Origin of the sequence: Pseudomonas sp. HN8-3, assembly GCF_020790195.1 — a bacterium.
In the GTDB taxonomy this organism is placed as follows: Bacteria; Pseudomonadota; Gammaproteobacteria; order Pseudomonadales; family Pseudomonadaceae; genus Aquipseudomonas; species Aquipseudomonas synxantha_A.
The window spans coordinates 420,702-440,071 of record NZ_CP086206.1 but is presented as its reverse complement, the minus strand read 5'-3'; the positions used below and the strand labels follow the sequence as shown (position 1 = coordinate 440,071).

21 protein-coding genes and 1 pseudogene are annotated in these 19,370 nt (G+C 60.3%); 15 read left to right on the top strand and 7 right to left on the bottom strand.

Features of this window, described 5'->3' with window-relative positions; all coding sequences use genetic code 11:
• The first annotated feature begins 166 nt into the window (after positions 1 to 166).
• From phaZ to LJX92_RS01940, 3 genes are all read left to right on the top strand, one after another.
• Positions 167 to 1,012, top strand: coding sequence for a poly(3-hydroxyalkanoate) depolymerase (gene phaZ / locus LJX92_RS01950; protein ID WP_005784015.1), 846 nt, complete (start codon positions 167 to 169; stop codon positions 1,010 to 1,012).
• Positions 1,013 to 1,102: 90 nt separating this feature from the next.
• Positions 1,103 to 2,785 (top strand): class II poly(R)-hydroxyalkanoic acid synthase, encoded by a 1,683-nt coding sequence (gene phaC, locus LJX92_RS01945; RefSeq protein ID WP_228309252.1) that lies wholly within the window; start codon positions 1,103 to 1,105, stop codon positions 2,783 to 2,785.
• 27 nt (positions 2,786 to 2,812) lie between these two features.
• Positions 2,813 to 3,433 (top strand): TetR/AcrR family transcriptional regulator, encoded by a 621-nt coding sequence (locus LJX92_RS01940; RefSeq protein ID WP_005784011.1) that lies wholly within the window; start codon positions 2,813 to 2,815, stop codon positions 3,431 to 3,433.
• Positions 3,434 to 3,607: 174 nt separating this feature from the next.
• Here LJX92_RS01940 and LJX92_RS01935 read toward each other — a convergent pair whose 3' ends face one another.
• From LJX92_RS01935 to LJX92_RS01925, 3 genes are all read right to left on the bottom strand, one after another.
• Positions 3,608 to 4,555, bottom strand: a complete 948-nt coding sequence (locus LJX92_RS01935; RefSeq protein WP_078820082.1) for a phasin family protein — start codon at positions 4,553 to 4,555, stop codon at positions 3,608 to 3,610.
• A gap of 12 nt (positions 4,556 to 4,567) precedes the next feature.
• Positions 4,568 to 4,990: a phasin family protein gene (locus LJX92_RS01930; RefSeq protein WP_032878324.1), complete on the bottom strand. Its 423-nt coding sequence runs from the start codon at positions 4,988 to 4,990 to the stop codon at positions 4,568 to 4,570.
• A gap of 93 nt (positions 4,991 to 5,083) precedes the next feature.
• Complete coding sequence (locus LJX92_RS01925) at positions 5,084 to 5,359, bottom strand: polyhydroxyalkanoic acid system family protein (protein ID WP_005784005.1); 276 nt, start codon at positions 5,357 to 5,359, stop codon at positions 5,084 to 5,086.
• Positions 5,360 to 5,504: 145 nt separating this feature from the next.
• Between LJX92_RS01925 and ubiE the strand changes: the two genes are divergently transcribed.
• The 12 genes and pseudogenes from ubiE (at position 5,505) to LJX92_RS01870 (ending at position 15,596) form a co-directional block, all read left to right on the top strand.
• Positions 5,505 to 6,275: a bifunctional demethylmenaquinone methyltransferase/2-methoxy-6-polyprenyl-1,4-benzoquinol methylase UbiE gene (gene ubiE, locus LJX92_RS01920; protein ID WP_003171186.1), complete on the top strand. Its 771-nt coding sequence runs from the start codon at positions 5,505 to 5,507 to the stop codon at positions 6,273 to 6,275.
• A complete protein-coding gene (locus tag LJX92_RS01915; RefSeq protein WP_005784000.1) occupies positions 6,275 to 6,898 on the top strand; it encodes a ubiquinone biosynthesis accessory factor UbiJ in 624 nt (207 codons plus the stop codon). The genes ubiE and LJX92_RS01915 overlap by 1 nt, the downstream gene beginning before the upstream one ends.
• Positions 6,895 to 8,499: a ubiquinone biosynthesis regulatory protein kinase UbiB gene (ubiB, locus tag LJX92_RS01910; RefSeq protein WP_005783998.1), complete on the top strand. Its 1,605-nt coding sequence runs from the start codon at positions 6,895 to 6,897 to the stop codon at positions 8,497 to 8,499. Before LJX92_RS01915 ends, ubiB begins: the two co-directional genes overlap by 4 nt.
• 41 nt (positions 8,500 to 8,540) lie before the next feature.
• Positions 8,541 to 8,933: a phosphoribosyl-AMP cyclohydrolase gene (gene hisI, locus LJX92_RS01905; protein WP_005783996.1), complete on the top strand. Its 393-nt coding sequence runs from the start codon at positions 8,541 to 8,543 to the stop codon at positions 8,931 to 8,933.
• Positions 8,934 to 8,935: 2 nt separating this feature from the next.
• Positions 8,936 to 9,268, top strand: a complete 333-nt coding sequence (locus tag LJX92_RS01900) for a phosphoribosyl-ATP diphosphatase (protein ID WP_003187881.1) — start codon at positions 8,936 to 8,938, stop codon at positions 9,266 to 9,268.
• Between the two features lie 26 nt (positions 9,269 to 9,294).
• Positions 9,295 to 9,573, top strand: a complete 279-nt coding sequence (locus LJX92_RS01895) for a twin-arginine translocase TatA/TatE family subunit (RefSeq protein WP_005783993.1) — start codon at positions 9,295 to 9,297, stop codon at positions 9,571 to 9,573.
• A 10-nt stretch (positions 9,574 to 9,583) separates the two neighbouring features.
• Positions 9,584 to 9,982, top strand: coding sequence for a Sec-independent protein translocase protein TatB (tatB, locus tag LJX92_RS01890; protein ID WP_032878326.1), 399 nt, complete (start codon positions 9,584 to 9,586; stop codon positions 9,980 to 9,982).
• A complete protein-coding gene (tatC, locus tag LJX92_RS01885; RefSeq protein ID WP_005783990.1) occupies positions 9,979 to 10,770 on the top strand; it encodes a twin-arginine translocase subunit TatC in 792 nt (263 codons plus the stop codon). The genes tatB and tatC overlap by 4 nt, the downstream gene beginning before the upstream one ends.
• Entirely contained in the window at positions 10,767 to 11,474 is a 708-nt protein-coding gene (locus LJX92_RS01880; RefSeq protein ID WP_228309251.1) for a 16S rRNA (uracil(1498)-N(3))-methyltransferase, read from the top strand. Before tatC ends, LJX92_RS01880 begins: the two co-directional genes overlap by 4 nt.
• Positions 11,475 to 11,593: 119 nt before the next feature.
• A pseudogene (locus LJX92_RS27040) lies at positions 11,594 to 12,604 on the top strand (methyl-accepting chemotaxis protein); the annotation flags it as partial.
• Positions 12,605 to 12,637: 33 nt separating this feature from the next.
• A complete protein-coding gene (locus LJX92_RS27035) occupies positions 12,638 to 13,510 on the top strand; it encodes a methyl-accepting chemotaxis protein (protein ID WP_372804085.1) in 873 nt (290 codons plus the stop codon).
• 178 nt (positions 13,511 to 13,688) lie between these two features.
• Positions 13,689 to 15,596 carry a methyl-accepting chemotaxis protein gene (locus LJX92_RS01870; RefSeq protein ID WP_228309250.1) on the top strand — a complete coding sequence of 636 codons (1,908 nt, stop codon included), beginning with the start codon at positions 13,689 to 13,691 and terminating at the stop codon, positions 15,594 to 15,596.
• Positions 15,597 to 15,600: 4 nt separating this feature from the next.
• Here the strand turns inward: LJX92_RS01870 and LJX92_RS01865 are convergent, their stop codons facing one another.
• From LJX92_RS01865 to LJX92_RS01850, 4 genes are all read right to left on the bottom strand, one after another.
• The gene (locus LJX92_RS01865) at positions 15,601 to 16,335 is read right to left on the bottom strand and encodes an amino acid ABC transporter ATP-binding protein (RefSeq protein ID WP_032878328.1); all 735 of its coding nucleotides are present in this window, start codon (positions 16,333 to 16,335) and stop codon (positions 15,601 to 15,603) included.
• Complete coding sequence (locus LJX92_RS01860; RefSeq protein WP_005783980.1) at positions 16,328 to 17,287, bottom strand: amino acid ABC transporter permease; 960 nt, start codon at positions 17,285 to 17,287, stop codon at positions 16,328 to 16,330. The genes LJX92_RS01865 and LJX92_RS01860 overlap by 8 nt, the downstream gene beginning before the upstream one ends.
• A 129-nt stretch (positions 17,288 to 17,416) precedes the next feature.
• The gene (locus LJX92_RS01855; RefSeq protein WP_005783978.1) at positions 17,417 to 18,214 is read right to left on the bottom strand and encodes a transporter substrate-binding domain-containing protein; all 798 of its coding nucleotides are present in this window, start codon (positions 18,212 to 18,214) and stop codon (positions 17,417 to 17,419) included.
• A gap of 219 nt (positions 18,215 to 18,433) precedes the next feature.
• Positions 18,434 to 19,234, bottom strand: a complete 801-nt coding sequence (locus tag LJX92_RS01850; RefSeq protein WP_032878330.1) for a transporter substrate-binding domain-containing protein — start codon at positions 19,232 to 19,234, stop codon at positions 18,434 to 18,436.
• Positions 19,235 to 19,370 lie beyond the last annotated feature (136 nt).

Here is a 19,370-nt window from a genome sequence, read left to right as displayed (position 1 = left end):
CCAAATGTGGGAGGGGCGGTGCGACGATTCGACTTGCTCCCGATAGGGATGGATCAGTGTCAGGTGTGCTCAATGACACACCGCCATCGGGAGCAAGTCGAATCGTCGCACCGCCCCTCCCACATTTTGACTGTATTCCTCCTGTAACACTTCACAGGGCTTGAGCATGGCGCAACCGTTCATCTTCCGTACCATCGACCTGGATGGCCAGACCATCCGCACGGCGGTACGCCCGGGCAAGCCGCACTTGACCCCGCTGCTGATCTTCAACGGCATCGGCGCCAACCTTGAGCTGGTGTTCCCGTTCGTCCAGGCCCTGGACCCGGACCTGGAAGTGATTGCGTTCGACGTGCCCGGCGTTGGCGGTTCCTCGACGCCGAAGCGGCCCTATCGCTTCCCCGGCCTGGCCAGGCTCACCGCGCGTATGCTCGATTACCTCGACTACGGCCAGGTGAACGCCGTGGGTGTGTCCTGGGGCGGGGCACTGGCGCAGCAGTTCGCCTATGACTACCCGGAACGCTGCAAGAAGCTGATCCTGGCGGCCACAGCTGCCGGGGCCTTTATGGTGCCGGGCAAACCCAAAGTGCTGTGGCTGATGGCCAGCCCCCGGCGTTATATCCAACCCTCCCATGTGGTGCGCATCGCGCCGATGATTTATGGCGGCTCGTTCCGCCGCGATTCGAACCTGGCCGCCGAACATGCGAGCAAAGTGCGCTCGGCTGGCAAGCTGGGTTACTACTGGCAATTGTTCGCCGGGCTGGGCTGGACCAGCATTCATTGGCTGCACAAGATTCGCCAGCCCACCCTGGTATTGGCCGGGGACGATGACCCGCTGATCCCGCTGGTCAACATGCGCATGCTCGCCTGGCGCATCCCCAATGCGCAGTTGCACATCATCGATGACGGGCACCTGTTCCTGATCACCCGGGCTGAAGCCGTGGCGCCGATCATCATGAAGTTTCTCGAAGAGGAGCGCTTGCGCGCAGTGATACATCCGCGACCGGCGGTGTGAAGGACCACACCACCGCGCAAGTTGCCAGGAACCGACTATGGTTCTGGATTGGCGTGCCTGCTTGATGTCTTGACGAAGGAGTGTTGGCTCATGCGAGAAAGACCCGTGACGAACCCGGCGCCCACCCCCGCTGCGTTCATCAACGCACAAAATGCGATCACCGGCCTGCGCGGCCGCGACCTGCTGTCAACCCTGCGCACCGTCGCCGCGCACGGGCTGCGCAACCCGGTGCACACCGCCCGCCACGCCCTGGCCCTGGGCGGCCAACTGGGCCGTGTGCTGCTGGGTGAGACCGTGCACGAGCCCAACCCCAGGGACAATCGCTTCAGCGACCCCACCTGGAAGCTCAACCCGCTGTACCGGCGCAGCTTGCAAGCCTATCTGAGCTGGCAGAAACAGACGCGGCAGTGGATCGATGACAGCACCCTCAGTGACGATGATCGCGCGCGTGCGCAGTTCGCCTTCGCCCTGCTCAACGACGCCGTCTCCCCTTCCAACACCCTGCTCAACCCGCTGGCGATCAAGGAGTTGCTCAACTCCGGCGGCAACAGCGTGGTGCGCGGCGTGAGTAACCTGTTCGAAGACCTGCTGCACAACAACGGTTTGCCCCGCCAGGTCAGCAAACACGCCTTCGAAGTCGGCAAGACGGTGGCGACCACGCCCGGTTCGGTAGTGTTTCGCAACGAACTGCTGGAGCTGATCCAGTACAAGCCCATGAGCGAAAAACAGTACGCCAAGCCGCTGCTGGTGGTGCCGCCGCAGATCAACAAGTACTACATCTTCGACCTCAGCCCGGCCAACAGCTTTGTGCAATATGCCCTTAAAAATGGCCTGCAAACCTTCATGATCAGTTGGCGCAACCCGGACGTGCGGCATCGCGAATGGGGCCTGTCCACCTACGTGGCGGCGTTGGAGGAGGCACTGAATGTCTGCCGGGCCATCACCGGCGCCCGCGAGGTCAACCTGATGGGCGCCTGCGCCGGTGGCCTGACCATCGCCGCCCTGCAAGGCCACCTGCAAGCCAAGCGCCAGCTGCGGCGCATCTCCAGCGCCAGTTACCTGGTGAGCCTGCTCGACAGCCAGATCGACAGCCCCGCAACCCTGTTCGCTGACGAACAAACCCTCGAAGCCGCCAAGCGCCGCTCCTACCAGGAGGGCGTGCTGGACGGCCGTGACATGGCCAAGGTGTTTGCCTGGATGCGCCCCAACGACCTGATCTGGAACTACTGGATCAACAATTACCTGCTGGGCAAGGAGCCGCCGGCCTTCGACATCCTGTACTGGAACAACGACAACACGCGCCTGCCCGCCGCCTTGCACGGTGACCTGCTGGACTTCTTCAAGCACAACCCCCTGAGCCATCCCGGCGGCCTGGAGGTGTGCGGAACGCCCATCGACTTGCGCAAGGTCACGGTGGACAGCTTCAGCGTGGCCGGGATCAACGACCACATCACACCGTGGGACGCGGTGTATCGCTCCACCCAACTGCTGGGCGGCGAGCGGCGCTTTGTGCTGTCCAACAGCGGGCATATCCAGAGCATCCTCAACCCGCCGGGCAACCCCAAGGCCAACTACGTCGAGAACCTCAAGCTGAGCAGTGACCCGCGTGCCTGGTACTACGACGCCCGGCATGTCGAAGGCAGCTGGTGGCCGCAGTGGCTGGAATGGGTACAACAACGCTCCGGGGTACAACGCGAAACGCTTACCGTCCTGGGCAACCAGAACTACCCACCGATGGAAGCAGCGCCAGGCACTTATGTGCGGGTGCGTTGAGCTCAACGATCACATTAAGAAGACTGGATGAAGACCCGCGACCGTATCCTTGAATGTGCCTTGCAGTTGTTCAACCACAAGGGCGAACCGAACGTATCGACCATGGAGGTGGCCAATGAAATGGGGATCAGCCCCGGCAACCTCTACTACCACTTCCACGGCAAGGAGCCGTTGGTGCTGGGGCTGTTCGAGCGCTTTCAATGCGAGTTGGCGCCATTGCTCGATCCTCCCGCCAATGCGCAACTGGAGGCCGAGGATTACTGGCTGTTCCTGCACCTGATTGTCGAGCGCATGGCCCACTACCGCTTCCTGTTCCAGGACCTGTCGAACTTGGCCGGGCGCCTGCCGAAGCTGGCCAAGGGCATTCGCAACCTGCTCACGGCGCTCAAGCGCACCCTGGCCTCATTGTTAGCGCGGTTGAAAGCCGCGGGGCAGCTGGTCAGTGACACCCAGGCACTGGGACAGCTGGTGGAACAGATCACCCTGACCCTGCTGTTTTCCCTGGATTACCAACGGATTCTGGACCGTGAGGGTGAGGTGCGAGTGGTGGTGTACCAGATCATGATGCTGGTGGCCCCCCATCTGTTACCGACGGCGCGGAAGGCGACTGAGAAGTTCGCCTTGAAATATCTGGATGACACTGATTAAACATGTGGGAGCGGGCTTGCCCGCGATAGCGTTGGATCAGCCAATGCCTGTATGACTGACACTCCGCCATCGCGGGCAAGCCCGCTCCCACATTGGAAATGCAGCGTTTTTTAGGCTTGCATAAAAAAACGCCCGGTCTTCGCAGACCGGGCGTTTTTTTGTGTCCCGGAAAAATCAGGACTGACTGGATGGCGTCGGGGTGACCGGCGTTGCAGTCGGGGTAGCAGCCGTATGCGTCGGTGCGGACACCGAGTTGGCGGTAGAAGCGGCCGGTGCTGGCGCCGCTGCCGGCTTGGCCGCTGCGGCAGGCTTTGCTGCTGCCGGTTTTTTCGCTACCGCAGGCTTTTTGGCCGCTGCAGGTTTGGCCGCAGGCTTGGCTGCTGGTTTCGCAGCAGCGGGCTTGGCAGCAGGTTTGGCAGCAGCGGTTTTAGCCGCAGGTTTGGCAGCCGGTTTAGCCGCAGGTTTCGCGGCGGCTTTAGCGGCCACTGGCTTAGCGGCAGGCTTGGTGGCCGGTTTGGCGGCAGCGGTTTTAGCCGCGGGCTTGGCCGCAGGTTTCGCAGCGGCTTTGGCTGGTGCTTTGGCAGCGGGTTTTGCAGCCGGCTTGGCGGCGGCTTTAACAAGAGGCTTGGCGGCAGTTTTCGCGGCGGGTTTTGCAGCGGCTGTTTTAGCCGCAGGTTTGGCAGCCGGTTTTGCTGCAGGCTTGGCCGCGGCGGTCTTGGCAGGAGCCGCTTTGGCGCCGGTCAGTTTTTCAATTTGCTTGGTCAAGGTATCGACCTTGCTGTGCAGCGTCTTCAATTCAGCCTTGCTGGGTACGCCCAGTCGCGAAATTGCACTATTGAGGCGCTTGTCGAAGGTTTCTTCCAACTTGCCCCAAGTGTCAGAAATGCTCGACTTGGCAGAACCGGCAGTTGCCTTGGCCGCGTCCACTTTTTTACCGACTGTGCTCTTGGTCAACTTCTCGGCCTTCTCGCCGTCCTTGACCAGAGTCTCGAAGTATTTACCGCCGTCACTGCTAACCTTCGAGTACACGCCTAAACCAGCAAGCCAGATTTTGCGGGAATATTTTTCAACTTCCCCGACCCACGAGCTGCCTTCTTTCTGAGTAGTCTTTTTAACAGCCATCCCGATGTCTCCTTAGTGTTTACGCGCGACACGTTCGAGCAATGCCGTCAGCTCTTCGAGCTTAGCAGAGAGTGTCTCCACGTCATGTTTAGACGCAATGCCGATTCGATTCAAGGCACTTGCAACACGCGTGTCAAAAGCTTTTTCAACTTTATCCAGCTGAACTTCAACCAAGCCCCTGACGCCGGAGACGTTACTCTTTACTTGATCAATCTGACTGTTGGCGGCATCAAGTTGTTCAACTACAACTTTTTTACCTTTACTTTCAACGCGTTGGCCGCTCTTGACCAGCTCTTTGAAGTATTCGCCGCCCTCGCTGCCGACCTTTGCATAGGCACCAAGGCCCGCCAGCCAGATCTTGCGGGCATAGCTTTTAACCTCACTCAGGGGGGTGGTTTGAACGTCGATTTTTTTCTTCAAAATAACTTTGGCCATGGTGCACCTCACGCAAAAAGGGTGGAGGACGGCCCGCAGGAGTTGAGGGCTTGGGCACAAAGTAGGGGTTAAAATTAGAATCGGCACCCTAAGTCAGGCCAACGCCTTATCCAAGGCTTTTTCGATTTCGGACTTGATCGTGCCACTCATGGCCGACATCAACAGGCCGAGTTCTACCTCGATGCGCAGCGAGTCATCGGCCACCGCGACCGTGCCCTTAACCCCGGAACGTTTCAGCTTCAGGGTATCGCCGGCCCATGAAGACTCCACACCATATTTATCCTCGAGTTTGCGCGCCAATTGCTCAGCCTTGGCCCGCGCCTGTTCTTTCCCCAGGGTATGTTCACGCTCAACGGTAATACGGGCCATTGCAATGACTCCTCTTTATAACGACTCGGAACACCCGCCATGCGGCAAATGGCCTCGGTGAGCATCTATCTTACCTGCAGCCTTGCCAAGACAAAGTAGGCCTTGGGGATTATCATGTCCCGCATTCTCTTTTGGTGACAGCGATATGACTGATCAGCGCAAAGGCAGCGATGCCGAACCCACCACTCACTTCGGTTTCAAGAACGTCCCGGAAAGCCAGAAAGCGGAAAAAGTCGCTGAGGTGTTTCACTCCGTGGCGGCCAAGTACGACCTGATGAATGACGTGCTTTCCGGCGGCATGCACCGTCTGTGGAAGCGCTTCACCATCGAGTTGTCGGGCGTACGCACCGGCAACCGGGTACTGGATATCGCCGGCGGCACGGGCGACCTGGCCGCCAAGTTCTCCAAACTGGTCGGCCCCACCGGTCAGGTGGTTTTGGCCGATATCAACGGTTCGATGCTCAAGGTCGGCCGCGATCGCCTGCTCGACAAAGGTGTGGCCGGCAATATCGAGTTCGTCCAGGCCGACGCTGAGAAGCTGCCGTTCCCCGACAACCATTTCGACTGCGTGACCATCGCCTTCGGCCTGCGCAACGTCACTCACAAGGAGGACGCGATCCGCTCGATGCTGCGTGTCCTCAAGCCAGGTGGCCGCCTGCTGGTGCTGGAATTCTCCAAGCCGACCAACGCGCTGATGTCCAAGGTCTACGACACTTACTCGTTCGCCTTCATGCCGCTGATGGGCAAGTTGATCACCAATGACGCCGAGAGCTACCGCTACCTGGCCGAATCCATCCGCATGCACCCCGACCAGGAAACCCTGAAGTCAATGATGGTGGAGGCCGGTTTCGACCGCGTGACCTATCACAACATGACCTCCGGCATCGTTGCATTGCACCGAGGTATCAAACCCTGATGCTGCTCGCAGGCCTTCTCGCAAGCGTCGAACATGGCCTCAACCGTGTTCTGCGCCTGGACAGCACCGCCCTGGCACGGCTCGCGCACTTGAACGGCAAAGTCATTGCCGTCGACTGCCGCAGCCCCGCTGTGCAGCTGTTTATCCTGCCCAGCGATGAAGGCTTGCTGCTCGCCACTCAATGGGCCGCCGACGCCGACTGCACCTTGCGTGCGCCGGCCTCCAGCCTGTTGCACCTGGCGCTGAGCCGCAACAAGACCGCCATCCTCCACAGCCCCGAGGTGGAGCTGGAAGGCGACAGTGCGGTGCTGATGGACCTGGCCGCCGTGCTGCAGGACCTGGAGCTGGATTGGGAATACGAACTCTCGCGCTGGATCGGCCCGGTCGCCACCCAGTTGCTCAGCGGGCACCTGCGCAGCCGCTCGCGCTGGTACCAGCAAGGGTTCGCCAGCCTGAACCAGAACCTCGCCGAATACCTGAGCGAAGAATCGCGCACCCTGGTCGGGCAACGGGAAGCGCAAGCGCGCTTTCGTGAGCTCGACAAGGCCAAAATCGACCTGGAACGCCTCGAGGCCCGCTTCGAACGCCTGAGCCGCTCCCTTGATCCAAGCGATAACGCATGAAGCTGCTCGCCGTCCGCCGTTTGTTTCGTATCCAGCGCGTCGTAATCCGTTACCGCCTCGATGACCTGCTGTTTGCCCTGCCCCTGCCCTGGTTCCTGCTGGCGGTGCGTTATGTGCTGCCGTGGCGCTGGTTCCCGCGCAAACAGCTGGAGCTCAGCCGAGGCGCGTGCCTGCGCCTGGCGTTGCAGGATCTGGGGCCGATCTTTATCAAGTTCGGGCAGATCCTCTCCACCCGCCGCGACTTGCTGCCTGAAGACATCGCCGACGAACTGATGCTGTTGCAGGACCGTGTGCCGCCTTTCGATTCACAGCAGTCGATGGCGTTGATCGAAGAACAACTGGGCCAGAAGATCAGCGAGGTGTTCAGCCGCTTCGATGTCGAGCCCCTGGCCTCGGCCTCGGTCGCGCAGGTCCACGCCGCACAGCTCAAGACCGGCGAAGAGGTGGTGGTAAAAGTCATTCGCCCGGGCCTCAAGCCGATCATCGGCCAGGACCTGGCGTGGCTGTTTATCCTGGCTCGGGCGGCCGAACGTTTTTCTGCCGACGCGCGTCTGCTGCACCCGGTGGATGTGGTCGCCGACTACGAAAAAACCATCTACGACGAGCTCGACCTGCTGCGCGAAGCGGCCAACGCCAGCCAATTGCGACGCAACTTCGAAGGCTCGCAACTGCTGTACGTGCCACAAGTGTATTGGGACTGGTGCCGGCCGAAAGTGCTGGTGATGGAGCGCATCTACGGCGTGCAGGTCACCGACCTGGCCACCCTCGCCGACCAGCGCACCGACATGAAGATGCTCGCCGAACGCGGGGTGGAGATCTTCTTTACCCAAGTATTTCGCGACAGTTTCTTCCACGCCGACATGCACCCCGGCAACATCTTCGTCAGCACCGTCAATCCGTGGAGCCCGCAGTACATCGCGATCGACTGTGGCATCGTCGGCAGCCTGACCCCGGAAGACCAGGACTACCTGGCGCGCAACCTGTTTGCTTTCTTCAAGCGCGACTACCGCCGCGTGGCGCAGTTGCACATCGATTCAGGTTGGGTGCCGGCGGAAACCAAGCTCAACGAATTCGAAGCGGCGATCCGTACCGTATGCGAACCGATCTTTGAAAAACCGTTAAAAGATATTTCCTTCGGTCAGGTGCTGATGCGCCTGTTCCAGACTGCGCGGCGCTTCAATATGGAAGTACAACCGCAGTTGGTGCTGCTGCAAAAAACCCTGCTCAACATCGAAGGCCTGGGCCGCCAGTTGTATCCGGACCTCGATCTGTGGAACACCGCGCAACCGTTCCTGGAGCGCTGGATGCGTGAGCGGATGAGCCCGAAGACCATGTTGGGCAACCTGCACAGCCAGTTCGAACAACTGCCGCACCTGGCCAACATGACCCGCGATCTACTGGAGCGCATGTCCCAGCCCCACGCCAAAGACCCCGAGCCGCCTTGGCGCAAGCGCAAGGACGACTGGTTCCTGCGCCTGCTCGGCGCCGCGCACCTGGTGGGCGGTGTGATGCTAGTGATCGGCGGGCCGCTGAATCAACTGGGTCACTGGCCAGCCGGAATCATGGTGGCGGTGGGTGTTTATCTGATCGTGCGTCGATAGCCAATCCGGTTATACACTGTCGCAAATTGCCGGAGCCGAACATGAAAAACTGGCTGGACGAGATCAAGTGGGACAGTGACGGCCTGGTGCCGGCCATTGCCCAGGACTACAAGACCGGGCGCGTATTGATGATGGCCTGGATGAACCGCGAGGCGCTGAGCCTCACCGCCACTGAGCAGCGCGCCATCTACTGGTCACGTTCGCGTGGCAGACTGTGGCGCAAGGGCGAAGAATCCGGACACGTGCAGGTTCTGCATGAAATGCGCCTGGACTGCGACGCTGACGTGGTGATCCTGATGGTCGATCAGATCGGCGACATCGCCTGCCATACCGGGCGCCACAGCTGTTTCTATCGCGTCTTCGAAGACGGCGAATGGAAGACAGTGGACCCAGTGCTTAAAGACCCGCACGCCATTTATTCGGCAGGACACTGAACATGAGCGATACCCTGAACCGTGTGGCCCAGGTGCTGGAAGACCGCAAAGGCGCGGATGCCGACAGCTCCTATGTCGCTAGCCTTTACCACAAGGGTCTGAACAAGATTCTGGAAAAACTCGGCGAAGAATCCGTCGAGACCATCATTGCGGCCAAGGACGCGCAAATCAGCGGTGATTACAGCGATGTAATCTATGAGACCGCCGACTTGTGGTTCCATAGCCTGGTCATGCTTGCCCAACTGGGGCAGCATCCACAGGCCGTGCTGGATGAACTGGACCGTCGCTTCGGCTTGTCCGGGCACGCCGAAAAGGCCTCGCGCCCGTCCGCCTGATTAACCAAGACTTGAGGATTTGCAGCATGGGCATTTTTGACTGGAAACACTGGATCGTCATTCTGGTGGTGGTTGTTCTGGTGTTCGGCACCAAAAAACTGAAAAACCTCGGCACCGACGTCGGCGAGTCGATCAAGGGCTTTCGTAAAGCCATGAACGACGACGAGAAACCCGCCGAGCCAAGCGCAAACCCGGTGCCACCGGCACAGCCTGTGCACCCGCAGGCCGCTCAGCCGATCACCGAGCGTCGTACCTTCGACGTGCAGGCTGAAAAAGTCCAAGAGCCGACCCGCAAAGACTCGTGAGCACTGACTAATGTTTGGTATCAGCTTCTCTGAACTGCTGCTCGTCGGCCTGGTAGCCCTGCTGGTACTGGGGCCGGAACGCCTGCCCGGTGCCGCACGCACCGCCGGCCTGTGGATCGGGCGCCTGAAACGCAGTTTCAACGCGATCAAACAGGAAGTTGAACGTGAAATCGGTGCCGACGAGATCCGCCGGCAATTGCACAACGAACATATCCTGTCGTTGGAGCAGGAGGCGCGCAAGATTCTTTCCCCGGTGCAGGAGCCGGCCAAGCCGGTCACTCCGGTGGCCGAGCAGAGCATCGCGCCGGTGTCCCCTGCCGAAGCCGTTCCCGCCCCGATAACGCCTGCGCCGACGCCCGTCGCGTCGCCCGCGCCCAATGACCCTACACTGCCGCCGCGAGCCCCATGAGCGCTGATAAACCGGAAAACGACCAGCACATGCCGCTGGTCTCGCACCTCACCGAGTTGCGTACCCGCCTGCTGCGTTGCGTAGCGGCCATCTTCATCATCTTTGCCGGGCTGTTTGCCTTCACCCAGCAGATCTACACCTTCGTTTCCACACCGTTGCGCCAGTACCTGCCTGTCGGTGCGACGATGATTGCCACCGACGTGTCGTCGCCGTTCCTGACGCCATTGAAGCTGACCATGATGGTTTCGCTGTTCCTGGCGATCCCGGTGATCCTGCATCAGATCTGGGGCTTTATTGCGCCGGGCCTGTACAAGCACGAGAAGCGCATCGCAGTGCCGTTGCTGGTGTCGAGCATCCTGCTGTTCTATACCGGCATGGCCTTCGCCTACTTCCTGGTGTTCCCGCTGATCTTCAAGTTCTTCGCCGCCGCCACCCCGGCCGGCGTGGAGATGATGACCGATATCACCAGCTACCTCGACTTCGTGATGACGCTGTTCTTCGCCTTTGGCGTGGCCTTCGAAATCCCGGTGGCGGTGGTGTTGCTGGTGTGGATCGGAGTGGTCGACGTCAAATATCTGAAGAAGATCCGCCCGTACGTGATCATCGGCTGCTTTGTGGTCGGCATGATCCTCACGCCGCCGGACATCTTCTCCCAGACCTTGCTGGCCGTGCCGATGTGGATGCTGTTCGAAGTGGGCATCCTGTTCAGCGGCTTGATCAGCAAGCGCGGCGAACACCCGGACGACCAGCCTGCCGACGACGACCAGCCGCCAGCGACCCAGCCGTGAACCTGCTGCTGCTGGAAGACGCCGACTTCATCGCGGCCGACCGCGTGGTGCTGCGTGATCGGCGCCTGGTGCATATGCAGGAAGTCCACCGCGCCGCCGTAGGCGACAACCTGCGTGTGGGCCGCATTGGTGGGCTGATGGGCAATGCCCAACTGCTGCGCCTGGACGCAGGCGAAGCCGAGCTGCAAGTCAGCTTCGACCAACCGCCGCCGCCAAAGCTGCCCCTGACACTGCTGCTGGCCCTGCCCCGCCCGAAGATGCTGCGCCGGGTGCTGCAAACCGTGGCGGCCATGGGCGTGCCCAAGGTCGTGCTGGTCAACAGCTACCGCGTGGAAAAAAGCTTCTGGCAGACCCCATTCCTGGAACCTGCAGCGGTTCGCGAGCAACTGATCCTCGGTCTGGAACAGGCGCGGGACACGGTGCTGCCCGAGATCATTATCGAAAAGCGCTTCAAACCGTTTGTCGAAGATCGCCTGCCGGCCATGGTTGAAGGCACCCTGGGCCTGATCGGCCATCCCGGTGATTACCCTGCGTGCCCCCGGGGGCTGGATGAGCCGGTGACGCTGGCGATTGGCCCAGAAGGTGGTTGGATTCCCTATGAGGTGGACCTGCTGACCAAGGCCGGTCTACAGCCGGTGCAGCTAGGTGCGCGCATCCTGCGGGTTGAAACCGCCGTGACGGCCCTGCTCGCCCGACTGTTCTGATATCAAATCCAAAAACACTACAGCCCCCTCCCACATTGGATCTCTGGCGCTACAGAATCCTATGCCCATGCCGATAGCCTCTGAATAAGTCCAAGCCTTGTTCCAGGGGAGTTCGCAGCATGTATCGTTGGTTAGCCGAGAAACTGGGGAATGTAAGCGTCAACCGCAAGCTGAGCGTCGGCTTTGGCCTGGTGTTGATCCTGACGCTGTTGATCACCTTTACCGGCTGGACCGGCCTGGGCGACGTAATCAATCGCGGCGATAAGCTGGGTTTTATCTCCAGCCTCAATGGCCTGACCAAAGACCTGCGCCTGGCGCGCCTGGACTTTGATATGCGCCGCGGCGAACAAGGCACTGACGCGGTCACCGGCCTGATTACTCAGTTGGACAATGGCCTTGAAACCGCCGCGCAGTTAATCGAACAGCCCAATGACAAGGCCCTAGTCGAGCAACAACAGGAAGCGTTGAGCCAATACAAAAAAGCCTTCGCGGCCATGGTCCAGGCGGGCCTCAAGCGTGAGGGCGCGCGCAGCAAGCTCGGCGACACCGCCGACAATGCCGTGGCCAAAACCAACGAGATTGAAAAAAGCCTCCTGCAAGGCGACAGCGTCACCCAGTTCAACAGCGTGGTTGACCTGAGCAAGCTGATCCAGCAAGCGCGCTTCCAGGTACGCGGCTACACCTACAGCGGCAAAGTCGAGGCCGAGCAACCGGCCCTTGATGCCATCGACAATGCCCTGAAAAAAATCACCGAACTGCAAAGCCAACTGCCAGCGCCCTACCAGGCCAACCTGCAAGAGGCTGGTGTCTCACTGCAAGCCTATCGCGCCGCCGTCAGCCAATATCGCGACTCCCAAGTGGCCAGTGCCGCCGCCCTTAAAATCATGAGCGCCCAGGGCGATATTCTGCTGGGCCATAGCGAGAAACTCACCACGTCGCAAACCGCAGTGCGCGACCACGATGTGGCCCAGGCCAAGTATCTGTTGCTGCTCGCCACCGTACTGGCGATGGTCTTCGGCCTGTTCGCAGCCTGGGCCATCACCCGCCAGATCGTCATCCCGCTAAACCAGACCCTCAAGGTCGCCGAGCGCGTGGCCTCCGGCGACCTGAGCCACAACCTGGACTCTGGCCGCCAGGACGAACTGGGCCAGTTGCAACGCGCCATGCAGAGCATGACCGTGGGCCTGCGCGCGTTGATCGGTGGTATCAGCGACGGCGTCACCCAGATCGCCAGCGCGGCCGAGCAATTGTCGGCCGTGACTGAACAGACCAGCGCGGGGGTCAACAGCCAAAAGGTCGAGACCGATCAGGTCGCCACCGCCATGAACGAAATGGCCGCCACCGTGCAGGAAGTTGCACGCAATGCCGAGCAAGCCTCGGAAGCTGCTGTAGCCGCAGACCAACAGGCCCGTGAAGGTGACAAGGTGGTCGGCGAAGCCATCGCCCAGATCGAACGCCTGGCGACCGAAGTCGGCAACTCCACCCTCGCCATGGGCGACCTGAAGCGCGAAAGCGACAAGATCGGCAGCGTGCTTGACGTGATCAAATCCGTCGCCCAGCAAACCAACCTGCTGGCGCTGAATGCGGCCATTGAAGCGGCGCGTGCCGGGGAGGCCGGGCGTGGCTTCGCGGTGGTGGCCGATGAAGTGCGCAGCCTGGCCCAGCGCACACAGAAGTCCACCGAAGAGATTGAAGAGCTGATCGTCGGCTTGCAAAACGGTACCCAGCAGGTGGCCTCCATCATGGACAACAGCCGCGGGCTGACCGACAGCAGCGTTGAACTGACGCGTCGCGCCGGCAGCGCATTGGCGAATATCACCCGCACGGTTTCAACCATCCAGGCGATGAACTCACAAATCGCCACCGCCGCCGAGCAACAGAGCGCCGTAGCCGAAGAGATCAACCGCAGCGTGTTGAATGTGCGTGACGTATCCGAACAGACGTCCTCGGCCAGCGAAGAAACCGCTGCGTCGAGTGCAGAACTGGCGCGCCTGGGCATTCATCTGCAAGCATTGGTCGGCCGCTTCAGGGTCTGACACGCTCACACCAGGGAGTGGCCCGTGCGGGGTCCTCCCTGCAACTTGTGAAATTTCCTACACGTCTTTCAGGTCAACACTTACGCGCCCCTTGCCGAAAAGATTTAGCGTTCCCACTCCTCCTGACCTGCGTCAGTCGGACTGCGAGACGCTTTCTCTTTGCTGATGGAGGTGCATCATGTTTCGACCACTGACCCGCGTATTGGGCAATACCAGCGTCACCCTCAAGCTTATCCTTGGCTTCGGCCTGGTGCTGGCACTGTGCATTGCTGTCGCCCTGACGGGATGGCAGGCACTGAACGACTCGCTCTTTCGTGCACAAACCTTGACCACTCTTTCTCGATTGGCCGTGACCGGTGAAGAACTACGCGCCGAACGGATTTTGTACCGCACCCTCAATGAACCGACGAACTTCGACAAGATCGGCCGGCACATGGAAAAAATCGACGGTTACCTGGTCGAGTTGGCGGATCGCCTGAAAATCCAGGCACATCTGCAGCAAGTCCAAGACTCCAGTCGCCTCAGCGCGCGCTTCAAGACCGCACTGGGCGGGCTACCCACCTTGATGCAACAACGTGAGCAAGCGCAGAAGGGGCTCACCAGCAGTTCTGTGGCGGCCAGCGACACCCTTGGACAATTTTCCAGTGACTTGCCCGACCAGAACGATGAGAAAGCCTTGGATAGCGTGGAAAACCTGCGCCTGGCCTTGGAAAAAGCCGAAGACCGCGCCAAGGCACCGGCATGGGCCGCAGACACACTGCAGATTTACACCCAAGGCGTGGACGACGCGCTCAAGGCCCTCGACGGTGCTCAGTCTGCCGTGACGGCTTTACCGGTCGACAGCACCGCTCTGAACAGCGCCCTGCTCGACTATCGCGCCCAACTCAACCGCGTCAAGGACGCGCAGGTCACTGTTGAAAACACCCAGAATCAACTGGAGCAGTGGCTGGACCAGTTACTCTCGCAAAGCGACCGCCTGAGCGAGGAACAGACCCTGCAACGCGACAAAGAAGCAGACTTGGCTCGCCTGATGTTGCTCTACGTGACAGGCGCAGCGCTGCTGCTCGGGGCCCTCGCTGCCTGGCTGATCGCCGGCCAGATCGTGCGGCCGTTGCGCCAGGCGCTGCTGACAGCCAACCGCATCGCCGAGGGCGACCTGAGCCACGATATCACTACCTCGCGGCGCGACGAACTGGGCCAATTGCAACGCAGCATCGGCCAGATGACGCTCAACCTGCGCGCCCTGATCGGCGGTATCAACGACAGCGCCCGCCAGATCGCAAGCGCCGCCGAGCAACTGTCCGCCGTCACCGAGCAAACCCGCGCCGGGGTCAATGGCCAGAAACTGGAAACCGAGCAAGTCGCCACCGCCATGAACGAAATGCTCGCTACCTCCCAAGAGGTCGCTCGTCATGCAGAGCAAGCCTCGATTGCCGCCACTGAGGCTGATCAACAAGCAGGTGTGGGCGACCAGGTGGTGGCCGAAGCAATTACCCATATCGAACATCTGGCCGAGCAGATGAACCGCTCGAGCCTGGCGATGCAAGGCTTGCAACAGGAAAGCCAGAAGATCGGCAGCGTGCTGGAGGTGATCAAATCGGTGTCCGAGCAAACCAACCTGCTGGCCCTTAACGCCGCTATCGAAGCGGCACGCGCGGGTGAAGCCGGTCGCGGTTTCGCTGTAGTGGCCGACGAAGTACGCACCCTGGCCCAGCGCACCCAGCAATCAGCCGAGGAAATCGAGATGTTGATCGAGGGTTTGCAGCGTGGCACGCAACACACCGCCGATATCCTGGACAACAGTCTCAGCCTGACCGACAACAGCGTGGAGCTGACGCGCCGCGCAGGCGCAGCCCTTGCCAACATCACCCGTACGGTATCGGTGATTCAGGAGATGAACCCACAGATTGCCGCAGCAGCCGAGGAGCAAAGCGCGGTGGCCGAAGAGATCAACCGCAGCGTACTGAAGGTCAAGGATGCGTCGGAACAAACCTCGACCGCCAGTGAGCAGACGGCGGCGGCCAGCGTTGAGCTGGCGCGCCTGGGCACAGACCTGGCGCGCTCGGTAGGCCGGTTCAAGGTCTGAGCAGTTACAACACCTGGCGTAGGAAGGCTTGAGCCCGCGGGTCCTGGGGGGCTGCAAAGAAGGCTGCGGGAGCGGCATCTTCGAGCAGTTTGCCATGGTCGAAGAACAGCACCCGGTCCGCCACTTCGCGAGCAAAGCCCATCTCGTGGGTCACGCAGACCATGGTCATGCCTTCCAGGGCCAGGGTCTTCATGACGTCGAGGACTTCGCCAACCATTTCCGGGTCGAGCGCCGAGGTGGGCTCGTCAAACAGCATCACCTTGGGCTCCATGGCCAGCGCTCGGGCAATCGCGACCCGCTGCTGTTGGCCGCCAGACAGGCGCGATGGAAACTCATGGGCCTTCTGCGCGATACCCACCTTTTCCAACAGAGCCAGGGCCTTGGCCTCGCGCTCTTGCTTGCCGCGCTTGCGCACGACCTTTTGCGCCAGGCACAGGTTTTCCAGCACGGTCATGTGGGGGAACAGGTTGAAATGCTGAAACACCATGCCGACTTCACGGCGATAGGCGTTCACATCGGTTTTAGGATCGGCCAATTGCAGGCCATCAATGCTCACCGAGCCCGAGTCGAACTCCTCCAACCCATTGAGGCAGCGCAGGAAGGTGGACTTGCCGGAACCGGACGGGCCAATGACCACCAGCACTTCGCCCTTGGCCACCTGGGTGGTGACGTGATCAACCGCGCGTACCACATGCCCACGGGTGTCGAAGACTTTTACCAGATCGCGCACTTCAATCACTTTGGGCGAGCCTCCGCTCAAGCCGGCTGGCCATTTTCGACAGCGGCAGGTTGATCAGCAGGTACAGGCCTGCCACACAGAACAGGATCTCGAATGGCGAAAACGAGGTGGTGATCACTTCGCGGCCACTCTTGAGCAATTCGGTAATCGCGATCACCGACACCAGGGACGTGTCCTTGACCAGGCTGATAAATTGCCCGGCCAGGGGTGGTAGCACGCGCTTGAAGGCTTGCGGTAACACCACATGGCGCATCGACTGGCTGGCGCTCAAGCCCAAGGAACGCGCCGCTTCATCCTGGCCACGGGTGATGGACTGCACGCCGGCGCGGACGATTTCGGCCACGTAGGCGCCGGTGAACAACGACAGCGCGGCGATCCCAGCAAACTCCCGGGAGAGGTTGAGCACCGTGCCGATGAAGAAGTAGAAAATGAAAATCTGCACCAGCAGCGGCGTACCGCGCACCAGTTCGACGTAGATCGTCGACAAATCCCGCAGGGTCGGGTTTTTGGAGAGCCGGCATAAACCGGTCGCCAAACCTATCGCCAAGCCCAGGATGCCGGACACCACCGACAGCCACAGCGTGGTCCACAAGCCCCACATCAGCGGCCCCAACGCCCACTGGCGGGTCACGCCGACCACATCGCCCTCAGCCACATCATCACCGCGCGCCACTTGCAGGCTGTTGTCGGCAACCGTGAGCTTTTGCTCGGCCCCCGCGTCGTTGCGCAGGGTGACTTCGGCCACATCGCCTTTGCGCACCAACTCGACCACGGTGGAAATATCCGCGGCGCGCTGGGAGGTTTCGGCTTGATAGGCGAAGTATTGCGGCACGCGGTTCCAGCGCCACTCGTAGGACATCAACGAGGTGGCGTAGTACAAGGCGCCAGCCAGGCCGACCAGCACGACCACCGTCAGCAGGTGCCAGGGCCATTGGGCTTTTTTCTGTTTCATTTCACTTTCCGGATATGTGTTGCCTGATAGGCCGCCATCGAGGGCAAGCCCCCTCCCACATTTGATGTGTAAATACAGTCAAATGTGGGAGCTGGCTTGCCTGCGATGCAGGCAACTCGGTGTCAGGCCTTATTCCATGTCCTTGAGCCACTCGGAGCTCTTGAACCACTTGTCATGGATACGATCGTAGGTGCCGTCGTTACGGATCTGGTGCAGGAAGTTATTGATGAAGTTGATGCTGTCGTAATCGCCTTTCTTCAAACCGAACGCCAGGGGTTCAAAGGTGAAGGGTTCTTCCAGGAACACCAGCTTGCCGTTGCCGACTTTCTTCTCGGCTACTACGTTATACGGTGCGTCATAGACGAAGGCGTCAGCCTTGCCGTTGACCACATCCAGCACGCCTTCCTGCTCGTTGTCGTAGCCGTGGTACTTGGCCTTGGAAATCAGCTTTTTGGCGACCATCTCACCGGTGGTGCCGAGCTTGGAGGTCAGACGGTATTTCTCATCGTTCAGGTCTTTGTAGGACTTGATGGTGCCTTCCAGGTCCTTGCGGATCAGCAGGGTCTGGCCGACCACGATGAAGGGTTCGCTGAAGTTCAGGCGCAGGTTGCGCTCCTGGGTCAGGGTCATGCCGCTGCCGATCATGTCGAACTTGCCGGTCAGGAAGGCCGGGATGATGCCGTCATAACCGGTGGACACCAGCTCCAGCTTGACCCCCATGGACTTGGCCATGGCCTTGAGGATGTCGACTTCGAAGCCGATGATTTCACCGCGCTTGTCAGTCATTTCGAACGGCATGTAGGTCGGGTCCATGCCGACTTTCAACGTGCCGCGCTTGACCGCATCGTCGATGGCACCGGCCTGGGCCGCAGTGGCAGCGACCATCGCGGTGACGCCGAGCATCAGCATCGAAAGATACTTTTTCATCTTCAAGACCCCTGAACGATTCTTATAAGGTCGGCGCACAAAAGGGCTGCGCCATTTCGGGATGCGATCCTAACCCACTCGTTGTCCGTCACAAAGGTTTCAGCGGTAAATGTTATCGGCGTATGTCGTAAAAGTCCTACGGCGGTGCAGTCAAGCGCAGGGGTAGACGCGTCTGCGCAGCCCCTCGACAATTGATTGATGTGTAAGTAGTTATGACGATCACTCAATCTCTGCCATCCAGGCCGTGTCCCTGAACCACTTGTCATGCAGGTGATCGTAGGAGCCATCCTGAGCGATCTGGTTGAGAAAGTGATTGATCCAGTTGAGGCTGTCGTAATCACCCTTTTTCAAACCAAACGCCAGGGGCTCAAAGGTGAAGGGTTGTTCCAGTGTCAACAAGGCGCTGTTCTGCGGCCGGCTCATCGCGATCAGGTTGTAGGGCGCATCATGGATAAACGCATCGAACTTGCCTTCCACGACCTGCCGCACACCGTCTTCCGGGGTCGTCACCGTGCTCAGTTGAGCAGCCCCCAGAAAACGCTGGGCTGCTGCCTCTCCGGTCGTGCCCTGGATAGTCACCACCCGGTAGCTGGCGTCGTCCAGCTCTTCGATGCTGGAAACGATGCCGGCCAGGCGGGGGTGCAGCAGCACGGTCTGACCCACCACAATGAAAGAGTCGCTGAAGTTGAGCTTCAGGTTGCGCTCTTGGGTGACGGTCATGCCACTGCCAATCAGGTCGAATTTCTTCGCCATCAACCCCGGTACCAAATCCGTATACGGCACCGCAATCAGCTCAAGTTCCACGCCCAGTGCACGGCTCATGGCGCGGAGCAAGTCAATTTCAAAACCGACGATGCGCCCCTGCTTATCGAGCATCTCGAAGGGCACGTAATTGGGCGTGGTCCCCACCTTCAACACGCCGCGACGAACAGCATCGTCCAGGGCGCCCGCACTCAGCAGACCCGCGTAAGCCCATAGGAAAACGCTAACCAGCAATACCGAACAATACCTTTTGATCATGAATGCCCCCGTGGCGAGTCAAATTTTGGGGGGCGATGCTAACCCAGCGACAGGCACGACAATACGCCTCGATCAAAGGTCTTTTGTTTCGAAATAACAAGGAGTTAGGGATAAAAGGAAGCGACTGTAAACGCTG